General features: G+C 45.6%; 10 protein-coding genes and 1 pseudogene. 3 read left to right on the forward strand and 8 right to left on the reverse strand.

The window, feature by feature from the left end; genetic code table 11:
* Positions 1-120 precede the first annotated feature (120 nt).
* Positions 121-1,140, forward strand: a complete 1,020-nt coding sequence (locus RW092_RS16870; RefSeq protein WP_016312674.1) for an alpha/beta fold hydrolase — start codon at positions 121-123, stop codon at positions 1,138-1,140.
* A 280-nt stretch (positions 1,141-1,420) separates the two neighbouring features.
* Here RW092_RS16870 and RW092_RS16875 read toward each other — a convergent pair whose 3' ends face one another.
* The 8 genes and pseudogenes from RW092_RS16875 to RW092_RS16910 form a co-directional block, all read right to left on the reverse strand.
* Positions 1,421-1,822, reverse strand: coding sequence for an Rrf2 family transcriptional regulator (locus RW092_RS16875; protein WP_127576477.1), 402 nt, complete (start codon positions 1,820-1,822; stop codon positions 1,421-1,423).
* A 122-nt stretch (positions 1,823-1,944) separates the two neighbouring features.
* Positions 1,945-3,330, reverse strand: a complete 1,386-nt coding sequence (locus tag RW092_RS16880) for a DHA2 family efflux MFS transporter permease subunit (protein WP_316010756.1) — start codon at positions 3,328-3,330, stop codon at positions 1,945-1,947.
* A 78-nt stretch (positions 3,331-3,408) separates the two neighbouring features.
* On the reverse strand, positions 3,409-4,317 hold the full coding sequence (locus RW092_RS16885; protein ID WP_316010757.1) for a methyltransferase domain-containing protein: 909 nt from the start codon (positions 4,315-4,317) through the stop codon (positions 3,409-3,411).
* A gap of 111 nt (positions 4,318-4,428) precedes the next feature.
* Positions 4,429-5,331: an NAD(P)/FAD-dependent oxidoreductase gene (locus RW092_RS16890; protein ID WP_316010758.1), complete on the reverse strand. Its 903-nt coding sequence runs from the start codon at positions 5,329-5,331 to the stop codon at positions 4,429-4,431.
* Positions 5,332-5,355: 24 nt separating this feature from the next.
* Positions 5,356-5,670: a thioredoxin gene (gene trxA, locus RW092_RS16895; RefSeq protein ID WP_016312679.1), complete on the reverse strand. Its 315-nt coding sequence runs from the start codon at positions 5,668-5,670 to the stop codon at positions 5,356-5,358.
* A gap of 367 nt (positions 5,671-6,037) precedes the next feature.
* Positions 6,038-6,440: pseudogene (locus RW092_RS16900) on the reverse strand (type 1 glutamine amidotransferase family protein); the annotation flags it as partial.
* Between the two features lie 112 nt (positions 6,441-6,552).
* Positions 6,553-7,191 carry a DUF2306 domain-containing protein gene (locus tag RW092_RS16905; RefSeq protein WP_068779964.1) on the reverse strand — a complete coding sequence of 213 codons (639 nt, stop codon included), beginning with the start codon at positions 7,189-7,191 and terminating at the stop codon, positions 6,553-6,555.
* A gap of 43 nt (positions 7,192-7,234) precedes the next feature.
* Positions 7,235-8,269: a DJ-1/PfpI family protein gene (locus RW092_RS16910; RefSeq protein WP_316010759.1), complete on the reverse strand. Its 1,035-nt coding sequence runs from the start codon at positions 8,267-8,269 to the stop codon at positions 7,235-7,237.
* A gap of 276 nt (positions 8,270-8,545) precedes the next feature.
* Here RW092_RS16910 and RW092_RS16915 point away from each other — a divergent pair, with 276 nt between their 5' ends.
* Together RW092_RS16915 and RW092_RS16920 are read left to right on the forward strand one after the other, a co-directional pair.
* On the forward strand, positions 8,546-9,232 hold the full coding sequence (locus RW092_RS16915) for a response regulator transcription factor (protein ID WP_016312684.1): 687 nt from the start codon (positions 8,546-8,548) through the stop codon (positions 9,230-9,232).
* A gap of 1 nt (position 9,233) precedes the next feature.
* A complete protein-coding gene (locus tag RW092_RS16920) occupies positions 9,234-10,568 on the forward strand; it encodes a sensor histidine kinase (protein WP_316010760.1) in 1,335 nt (444 codons plus the stop codon).
* Positions 10,569-10,634 lie beyond the last annotated feature (66 nt).

The raw sequence follows: 10,634 nt of genomic DNA on the forward strand, positions 1-10,634 counted from the left end.
TATTGAATACTATTGTGAATTATGTTCACTTTCCCTGAGAGTATCACGACTCTATACTAAACACAAGAAATCACATCTGACCTTGAACATGTGGTTTCATTTAGAAGGGAGGCCTCTAGGATGGATTATGAAATTTTTAATTTGGGTGATGTCACCTTGCAATCAGGAGTGATTTTGCCGAACGCTTTTCTAGCATATAAGACTTATGGGACACTAAATGCACAAAAAGATAATGTTATCGTCTATCCGACTGCATTTGGTGACCAGCATACTCAGAATGAATGGCTGATTGGCAGCGGAATGGCCCTGGATCCGGACAAATATTTTATTATCGTTCCCAATCTGCTGGGCAACGGGTTATCTTCATCTCCCAGCAACACAGCCCCTCCGTTTGACCGAGCTCATTTTCCCAAGGTAACCCTCTATGACAACGTTAGTTTCCAGCATCGGCTGGTGACCGAACAATTTGGCATTCAAAAGATCGCACTCGTAGTGGGCTGGTCCATGGGCGGCATTCAAGCCTTTCAGTGGGGGGCAAGTTACCCGGAGATGGTGGAACGAATTGCGCCTTTCGCGGGAATTGCCAAGACTTGGCCTCATACTTTTGTGGTGCTGGACAGTCTGAAGGCCGCGCTGCTGGCAGGAGTAGGCTTTGATTCAAGCAAGCTAAACCAGCTGACTTCCGAAGACATGCGCGCCGTTGGCCGGGTTTATGCCGGATGGGGACTGTCGCAGGCGTTTTATAGGGAGGAGCTGTACCGGGAGTTAGGCTTTGACTCCTTGGAGGCCTTTGTGACCGAGGTCTGGGAACATAGCTTCATGAAGATGGATCCGCATAATGTACTGGCCATGTTAGAGACAGGCCAGCATGCAGATATTAGTGCGAACCCTTCCTACAACGGGGATTTTGAGAAGGCGCTTAAAAGCATTAAAGCCCTAGCCTGCATCATGCCGGGGAGCACGGACCTCTTCTGCTCAGCCGACGATAATGCATACGAAGCCAAGTTTATGCCTAATGCCGACTTTAAGCCAATTCCGTCCATCTGGGGCCATTTTGCCGGCCGTGGAATCAACAGTGCGGATAATCTGTTTATTGATGATAACCTGAAACGCTTGTTAGCCCTTAGCCCTCACGAATAAATGATCTTTAACTGGGCCCTGGCTGAGGGGACTGCCTTCAGATAAGCATTCAGCTTATATACACCACAGAGTCTGTATCGCGTTATACTGCCCGTTCAGCACCACCATGTGAGTCTAAAACTTATTTTCTCAGTTTAAACCAGAACCTCCAGGCTCCTGCATTCGACAAGTTTCCGAATATGCAAAAGAAGCTCTCGATTCACCATTAAGGTATATCGAGAGCTCTTCTTCGTGAACACGGTTTAATAAAATAAACCATTCTCATAAAAACAGTTTTTCTTCAAAGAACTACTGTCATTTTCTTAGCAATCTCAGATAATTTTTGTTTTTTTAAAAAGTCCTCCATTTTCTCTTCAGCCGATACCATCACCTTCTGAACTAAACACTCTGATCCATGATTCATTTCGCAGTCGAATAAGGAGGCGGAGCCTTCAATGGCATGAATCACGTCGAGAAACGAGATTTCTTCCCAATTCCGTTTTAAGCGATATCCACCATTGGCTCCTGAAGTCGATTCAATCATTCCTGCCTTGACCAGCTTGGTAAGGATTTTGGATAAATACGTTGGAGAAACCTCTTGTCTCTCCGCCAATTGCTGAACACCGATAAGTTTGTTCGGCGGGAATGCGGCAAGAAAGAGCATAGTATGAAGAGCATAGTTTGTCGCTTTAGAAAATTTCATAACGTGATGTTCACCTCAATTATGGACTTTATGTGCCCATAATAACTTTTTACATTGGCTTATGTCAAATATCGCCTCCCTTATTACTCCTTTATTCGTTGTAACTGGCAACACTCCAAGACCTACGATTCCACTAAACCTTTGCCATATGGAACAAAGAAGGTAAGAAGAAAACCACTCGCTGCAACGAGGGCTAGTGACCAAAATGCGGCTTGAATTCCTTGATGCATATTGATCGGAAAAGATAATGAGCTGTAATCTGCGGTAATTGTCACCAGGGTGATGAGCAGAGCCCCGCCCATTGACATGCCCAATGTACGTATGGCCGTGGTCATCGGCGAAGCGTAATTCATCATCGAATTCGGCAAGCTTGCCATGGCAAAAGCAGTAATTGGGGTCATCATAAAACCGACCCCGGTCATAAGCAACGCATATAACCCTACCAACAGACCATACGGAGCGTGAAGCGATAGCGCTATCGTTAATAGGGCCGTTACGGCGGCTATCCCGAAGAAGCCAATCCGAATCAAATAGCGACCGCCATAACGGTCGTAGATTTTACCCGAAACCACTCCGGACACCCCCATCAGCAATGCACCTGGGAGCAACATTAGCCCCGATTCTCTAGGCAGTAGTCCCCTGACATTTTGTGCATATATCGGGAGCAGCAGTTCCACCCCGGCCATCACAATGAACAGGACTACGCCTATAATCGATGCATAAGTAAATCTCGGGTAACGAAATACGTTGAAATCAAGCAAAGGGACGGCCAGTTTGAATTGGCGCTTCACAAACAGAAACGACACTGCGAATCCCACGATAAGGAAGGTCAGCGCAAACTGAATCCCTTTTCCCTGATCGCTAAGGATGCTAAATCCATACAACAGACAACCGAAGCCCAAACTCGAATAGAGAATAGATCTCCAGTCCAATTTCGCTTTATGCGTATCCCAAACGTTTTCCAAGCAATAATATGCGACAAACAGGTTCGCGATCGCTATGGGCGCCACCCCATAGAATAAGATTCTCCAAGAATGATTTTGAATCACGAAGCCGGAAATCGTCGGCCCCAGTGCAGGGGCGAGTCCCACAATGAGACTGGCCAGCCCCATCGCTGCCCCGAGTTTTTCCTTTGGGAACACTAGGATAATCGTATTCAGGAACACCGGTACCAGCAATCCGGCGCCAATCCCCTGAATAATTCGTCCGCATAGGATCAATGTGAAGTCGACGGAGAAGCCGGCAATTAGCGTCCCTGTCGTAAAGGCCCCAGCGGATGCGAAAAACAGGGTTCTCGTCGAGTATTTTCCGATCAGGAATCCCGTCACAGGGATGACAATTCCAGAAACCAGAAGATAGACGGTGATCAGCCATTGCGCCCGATTGACCTGGATTCCAAGGTCAAGCATCATTTGTGGCAAAGCCGTGTTCAGCATGGTTTGCATGAGTTGTGCCAAAAAATTCGCGACGATTAGAGATGCGACAATGATTACAGGTTTTCTTTTCATAACGTTCCTCAATTTACTACAGACACTCCAGTTTGTAGATATTACAGATATTTTTTGTCCATTATATAGTTAAAGAAATTACTTATGGGGAAATTCTTGGACACCGGTGTACATGCTCTGATCCTTCAATTGAATAAGCACCTTGCCAAAACGCCCACCCTGCTGGATGACAACCTTATCCGTCGGATAGGTCCGTTCCAAATAATTGGCTATGATTTTCCTATTCTGGTCGTCCGCAGTCAAACCGAAAATTCTCAGCCATTCCATAACCTCCTGGAGCGCCGTGTCTCTAGATACTTCTGTAGATTTCATTTCCCGGGTTACGAGCGACTGATAGGAATACCCTTTGAGATACAGTAAATGGAGCAAATAAGCCATCTCCAAATGTTCCGTTATCATGGGCTGATCAGTGACCAAAGGCCAAATTTCTTTCACCAGACTGTGCTCCCTGGAGCCGACAGACAGGCTGATATAGCAATACTGTCGTGCGCAGCTCAGCACTTTCTCCACACTGTCCCAATCGACAATAACCGGGCACATGGAGACAAATACGAAATCAAAGGCTTTTTCCCACCCCTTTGCTTGAATATCAATGTCTTCAAAAGGCTCAGCCACAATCTCTACATTCCCGTTCTTTAATCCCGTTATATTACTTTTCAATAGCTCAACTAATGGAAGACTAGGCTCCACAGAAGTAACACTAGCCCCTCTCTCCGCAAATGGCACGGTAAATCCGCCTGAGGCCGCTCCAATGTCTAATATGGAGATATCTTTAAATGTCACACCCTGACTTTCCAGCCAATTCATAATCCGTTTTGTTCTTCGCCTGCCTTCTTCGCTAAACGCCTGCTCGTTAAATGACTTTGCCCTATGGTCAAAAGTATGTGCTGGATCAATTCCAGCTTTTTTCATTTTGCTAACCGCTGTATCTGGATCCTTCTTCCAAGCTGCTTCCCAAACGGCATCATTAAAAAAATCGTTCGTCATCATCCTCTTCATCCCTTTCTGTTATATGTAGCCATTACACTTATGACTTTTGAAAAAAGTCCTTCTCTCTAAGAAACTTTTTCCCCAAGAGAAGGACATGTCCACTTAGAGCTAAACGAAATCTTCTTCTGTCAGCTCCATGTTGATGCCAATCGCCGCTTTGCTTCCGCCTGCTGCAGCAAAAATCAACTGGGAAGGCATTACGTAAGCTGCATCCCCGGCGGCATACACACCTGGAACCGAGCTTTTGCCCCACTCATTTGTGGCGATACCGCCAAACTCATTTACCTCGTAACCAAGCGAACCCTGAAAAGACGCCTTCGGTTTCCATTCCGGTGTAATGAATCCTCCCGTTCTCTCGATTCGCGTGCCATCCGCAAATTCCACCTGCCGCAATTTCCCCTCATGACCGATAAACATCGTTACTGCTTGTTCAACCACTTCGATGTTTCTGGATTTCAACAATTGTTTTTGATCGTTGTCCAGAACCGCATGCCCATTTGTACAAATCACAAGATCTTTACTCCAGGTATAGAGCAGCTTGGCCATATGAAACACTCCAGAGTTCTCGGAAACAACAATTAGCGGCTGATCTCGAAGCTCCCAACCATCGCAGTAGGGACAACTGAACAAACTTGTTCCATAACAATCACGTAAACCTGGAATATCCGGGAAAATCTCCCTAAGTCCCGTGGTGATCAGTAATTTGCGTGCTTCAATCTGTTTTCCGGTTGACGCCACGGCGACGAACCTGTGATCATTCCGGTGAATCTCGGTTACCTCCCAAGGTAAAAGTTCAACGGAGGGATACCCCAGAACCTCCTCATATGCAATACGCCTAAACTCAGCTGGTGTCACACCGTCTCTTGTTATAAATCCATGAGAAGCATGTGTAACCGCATTTCGGGGCTGGCTGTTATCAAATAACGCAACACTGCGTCTGGCTCGTCCAAGTACCAGAGCCGCATTGAGTCCTGCCGGGCCTCCGCCGATAATAGCACAATCATAAGTCAAAAGAATCTCCCCTTTTTTGTTGATTTATTTGGAGGCAACAAGCTGCTGCAGTTCACCTTTCGACAATATGCCTATTTCTTTATATAGAGGCTGTCCATCTTTGAATATAATGGTTGTCGGTATGCTCATAATCTGAAATTGTGAAGAGGTTACCGGATTTTCGTCTACATTAACTTTAACGACTTTAATGGAATCATTTGCTTCCTTTTCAAACTCCTCTAATACAGGTGCAAACATTCTGCATGGACCGCACCAAGCAGCCCAAAAATTCACTACTGTTATCCCTTCCGTCTGCACCATCTCTTTAAAAGTAGAATCTTTCGCATGTTGAATAGCCATCGTGATCTTCCTTTCAATTAAATATACTATGGATATATAATATCTTTAATTTGTCATAAGATGGGTCTAGTAATCTTGTCCGGCGTTGTTGCCACTAAAAAATAGAACATCACCTCAAACGCATAATCAGTTGCTTGTGAATTTTCATAGCACTCCTCCATTTCAAATTAAAGATTTTATGTATCTATGATAACTTTGTTTTGGATAAGATGCAAGTCAGTCTCATGAAAATTTAGCCAAACCAAGGCCAGTTGCATTCTTTTGGCCTGTGATCGAGCCAACAACAGCGGACAGGCTAGGGTCTTTTGCATCCTAGTCTGCCGCTGTTGCTCTTATCGGATCGGTATTAGTTTTCGTTAAAATTGATCGGCGCAATGCCTTCCGCTCGCCACACCGTGCCTCTTTTCTCGTACTCGAATAACTTTTCTACAGCATTTGCGATTTGGGGACCTAACTCACGATCAATCAAATACAAGGCCACATCAAGACCCGAAGTCACGCCTCCCCCGCTTACGAAGCGAGGACCATCTTCAACGACTCTTGCTTCAATCGGAATTGCACCGAGAGATCCTAACGCTTCCATGCCTATTTGATTGGTAACCGCATGTCTATCTTTCAATAAACCTCCCATCGCAGGCAGTAGTGTACCACCGCATACTGTAGCTACAATAACTTCCTTTTGAGTACATTCCCGCAGCAGCGAATACTTCGTATGGTGCTAATGCGTCCAGCAGATCGAAACCATCGAACAAGACGATTTGAACATGCATCCTTTTGTCTTTGAATGGATCATTATTTTCTTTTGAATTCGCACTTGCTGTAGAGGTAACTAGACATAGAACTAGTACAAACGACATGAGTACTCCTATAATTTTTTTCATCCTACACTGCCTTTCTGGATCGATTGATATTTCTGATAATGATGTTAGGAATGATCAACAGCAGCACAATAGAGCCGTAAACGCCAATTGTATAGCTGGTAGCGTAAATGAGACCAAATCCCTGATAAAAAAGGGAGGTGATGAGATGAATTGTCATGTTCGTAAAACAAAAGGCGTAACTTCGGATCATCCAGTTCCGGTGCCGAATGATACGTTTCTTTTTGATTTGTACAAGCGCCATAATGGTGATAAACAGCCATATTATATTAAGAGCATTGAACCCCATACTGCTTATTTTTCCTCCAGTAGCATAAGGAGCCATATATCCGGAAGTAATCACGACAAGAAGGACGGATACTAAATAAACGTAGCCGTTTATACGGTGGAGCTTGCGGCTTTTTTCAAAGACGCGGTTGGAGAAGTTCAGCAACCCCGTCGCCATGGCGATGCAGGCAAACGCAACATGAACGTGCATAACGTTTATCCAGACTGGAAGATTTAGTTCGCGCTTCAGGCCGATTTTATGGCTTAAAAACGCCTTGGCTCCAGGATCGATAATAAAATTGGCCACCAAAGCGTAAAGGATAAATAGAATACTGATGCAGGCCAAAAGTCCGTATGTTATTTTCCATTCCTTCATGCGATCCATCCCCTCATTTTTATGACCAATTCGCATTTATGGGTTAGGTAACACGCTTGCCTGTTAATTTGGATGCAGGCAGTATGCCGGCCCTGGCAAATCCAATCATGTCATCTCCACGCACGATAACTTCGAATTTTAGATTTAACCGCATAGGTTTCGTGACGCGCAGCGACCAGGTAAGCTTATTATCCTGAAGTAAGGGGTTTATAAACTCGACCGTCTCATCCCCTTGTGTGGCCTGGCCTTGGATCAACCCATTCCTTATGGAAATGGAGAGCTTGACCTCCAGTTTCCCAACAGGCGTAGCAATTGTCGTATCCCAATCCCCGTCGAATTCAGATTCTCCGGGTAATTTGATTTCCGAGGTATCATAAATCATCCCCGTATTGTTCGTCGCGATGTTCGTTTCTTCGTCGGTCTCTGCCTTGTGAGAGCTAGGCGCCCTTCCTTCTTCCCGCCAGACCGTTCCTCTCCGTTCATATTCGAACAGCTGCTCTACCGCGTGCGCGATACGCGGTCCAAGCTCGCGTTCCACCAGATACAGCGCTACATCGAGTCCCGAAGTAACGCCGCCGCTAGTAACCAGATCGCCGCTATCCACTACGCGTGCCGGGACGGGAATGGCTCCGGTTGCTCCAAGTACATTCATGCCCAGATGATGCGTTACCGCCGGTCTGCCCTCCAAGAGCCCCCCCATGGCCAGTAACAGGGAACCGCCGCAAACCGTGGCAACGATGATGTCTTTTTGCCCGAGTGCTCGCTCAATCAATCCAGCCAATTCCGTATTCAATGCCCGAGACAGAATGGCTGGGGGCGAATTCGGCCCATCTCCTTCGACGTCGCCCGACGCGCCAGGTACGAGAATGATGCCTGTACGTTCCGGGTTCAGTCTGCCACTCGCTTCAATTTTTAACCCGTTGATACCGCTGGTGACGGATCTCGGCCCTTCAGCGGTAACGAATTCTACGCTTAACGCGTGTTCAGCATACATTGCCGCGGCACAAAAAACCTCGTAAGGCGCAATGGCATCCAGAAGGTCAAAGCCATCAAAAAGCACGACTTGAACCGTTAACATCCATAATCCTCCTCATATTCAAAGTCAGTCGATTGATTCTCGAAGCTGCGGATCGTATCTGGGAAATATGTCAACCTCCTTCATCCGTTTTTTGCGTAGAAAAGCCCTAACTCGCGATATTTGCTGTCCGACTCGGCAAGAAGTATCGTAACAAACGAGTATCTCAAATGAAGTTGTATAAAGGTCACAAAACAATAAACAAATCATCACAAATTAGGTGGTTCTGTTTGTTGCATGGGGTTAAATGATAAACTAGTTTTCAAAGGTGGGATATTCATGAGTGAAATCAGTACCATACTGGTTGTAGACGATGATCAAAGCATTGTTGAACTATTGAGCGACTTTTTAGAGTACGAAAATTTTCGCGTTATAACCGCTTGCGATTCTATTCAAGCTTGGACATTGTTTGAGCAGAATTCCATTCATTGTATTGTTCTTGACATCATGATGCCGGGTCAAAACGGGTTTGAGTTATGTCGCCGGATTCGGGAGAAGAGTAACGTTCCGATCCTTTTCTTGAGCGCACGCAGCGACGATGTGGACAAGATTCGCGGCCTGACGCTCGGCGGTGATGATTATATTGTCAAAACCGCTTCACCCGGTGAAATTGTAGCCAGGATTAAAGCTGTACTACGACGTTCTGTTTCCCAACTGCAAATGAGTGAGAGAATCCTGGATTTTGGCCGCATCAAGTTAAATCTATCCACAAGAGAAGTGTTCGTGGATGGGAAGAGTATAGTGCTCACCCCGAGGGAATATGAATTATTGCGATTATTTGCCGAACACCCCAGGCATGTTTTTTCATATGAACAGATACTTTCGAAATTTTGGAATGGAGTAGGCGACAGGCATACGATTCGGGTGCACATCGGTCGACTTCGCGAAAAAATTGAATCCGATCCGAACCATCCTCAATACCTAGTCAACGTATGGGGAATAGGGTATCGCTTCGAGGGAGGTTAAGATGAGAACACTTCGTATTCGTTCGTTTACTTTACTGCTTTTCTTTTTCATAATGCTAGTGCCGTGGATCTTTTATGTGACAACACACTTCATAGAGACAAACACGCTCAGCTTCGCAAAAAATGGATCTCAAGCCGAGATTCTGCAAGGACAATGGATCGAGAAGATCGTACGGCTGATCGAAATCAATTCGGACAAATGGAGGGATCCGAATTGGCAAAACCAATTGCATCATGAGTTGCAACAAGCGAAAATGGAAGCGGCTATTCTATCTGCATCAGATCAAGAAATTTACCGTTCTAATCCGCAGAGCCATGGCGTATTGCCTTCTACCGAACGGTTCTCCATTATAGAGGACGGTCATTTACTTGGAAAGGTCATGATTTATCTTCCGAAGTCAAATGCGGCTAAGTTCATTTCGATATTTACCGGGCTATTGTTAGCTTTTTTTATTGTCGGTGTTGAAATGCGAAGGTTTCTTCTAAAGCCTCTCGAAAAGATGAGCTTTGCAGCTAGAAAAATCGCTGCAGGAGATTGGGATGTAGAGTTGCCTAGATCCTATATCACCGAAATCTCTGAGGTACGCGATGCATTCGAAGTGATGGTGAATGGAATGCAAAAAGCTTTTCAAAAACAAGCGGAATTGGAAGAAGAGCGCCGATTCGTGATTACAGCTGTTGCTCATGATTTGCGTACCCCATTGTTCGCCTTACGAGGTTACTTGGATGGTCTGGAGCAAGGCATTGCCCAATCCCCGGATAAAATAACCAAATATTTGGCGGTTTGTAAGGAAAAATCGGCGCAATTGGACCGGTTGGTAGAGGACCTGTTCACATTTACAAAGATGGAGCATGTGCAGATGGATCTTCATCATCAGAAGATTGATTTTAAATTCATCATCCTGAAATCGGTTGAAAGTTTAAGTCCGCTAGCTCGCCAAAAGAACCTCTCGATCTCGACCCATGCTGCAGACGACTGCTTCATTAACGGTGATCTGCATTTATTGGAGCGAGCGATAAACAATTTGTTGGATAATGCCGTCAGACACACACCCTCGCATGGTGAAATTGTTGTTCAATGTGATAAAGAAGGTAACAAGATAAAGTTTATGATCCGTGATACCGGCCCGGGCTTCTCCTCGGAAGAACTACATCGAGTTTTTGAACCTCTATATCGCGGTGAAGCATCTAGAAATCGTTCAACTGGAGGCAGCGGATTAGGGCTGACCATTTCACAAAGAATTGTAAGGCTTCACGGAGGTGAGCTCTCCGCAGGTAACCATTCGGAAGGCGGAGCGCTGCTAACAGGTTGGATGCCTGCAGCTGCGCCTGATTAAGATATTGAGTAATAAGAAAAACGCCTGGCGGCGTCCTTTTAAGTTCGTTCAACTGAGTTCATACGT

The organism is Paenibacillus sp. 3LSP (assembly GCF_032465655.1).
Taxonomy (GTDB): Bacteria; Bacillota; Bacilli; order Paenibacillales; family Paenibacillaceae; genus Fontibacillus; species Fontibacillus barengoltzii.

Bases quoted from the DNA above. Each gene is read 5' to 3' on its own strand.
- RW092_RS16880 (WP_316010756.1), bottom strand. From the start codon at position 3,330: ATGAAAAGAAAACCTGTAATCATTGTCGCATCTCTAATCGTCGCGAAT.
- RW092_RS16905 (WP_068779964.1), bottom strand. From the start codon at position 7,191: ATGAAGGAATGGAAAATAACATACGGACTTTTGGCCTGCATCAGTATT.
- RW092_RS16870 (WP_016312674.1), top strand. From the start codon at position 121: ATGGATTATGAAATTTTTAATTTGGGTGATGTCACCTTGCAATCAGGA.
- RW092_RS16915 (WP_016312684.1), top strand. From the start codon at position 8,546: ATGAGTGAAATCAGTACCATACTGGTTGTAGACGATGATCAAAGCATT.
- trxA (WP_016312679.1), bottom strand. From the start codon at position 5,670: ATGGCTATTCAACATGCGAAAGATTCTACTTTTAAAGAGATGGTGCAG.
- RW092_RS16910 (WP_316010759.1), bottom strand. From the start codon at position 8,269: ATGTTAACGGTTCAAGTCGTGCTTTTTGATGGCTTTGACCTTCTGGAT.
- RW092_RS16920 (WP_316010760.1), top strand. From the start codon at position 9,234: ATGAGAACACTTCGTATTCGTTCGTTTACTTTACTGCTTTTCTTTTTC.
- RW092_RS16875 (WP_127576477.1), bottom strand. From the start codon at position 1,822: ATGAAATTTTCTAAAGCGACAAACTATGCTCTTCATACTATGCTCTTT.
- RW092_RS16885 (WP_316010757.1), bottom strand. From the start codon at position 4,317: ATGACGAACGATTTTTTTAATGATGCCGTTTGGGAAGCAGCTTGGAAG.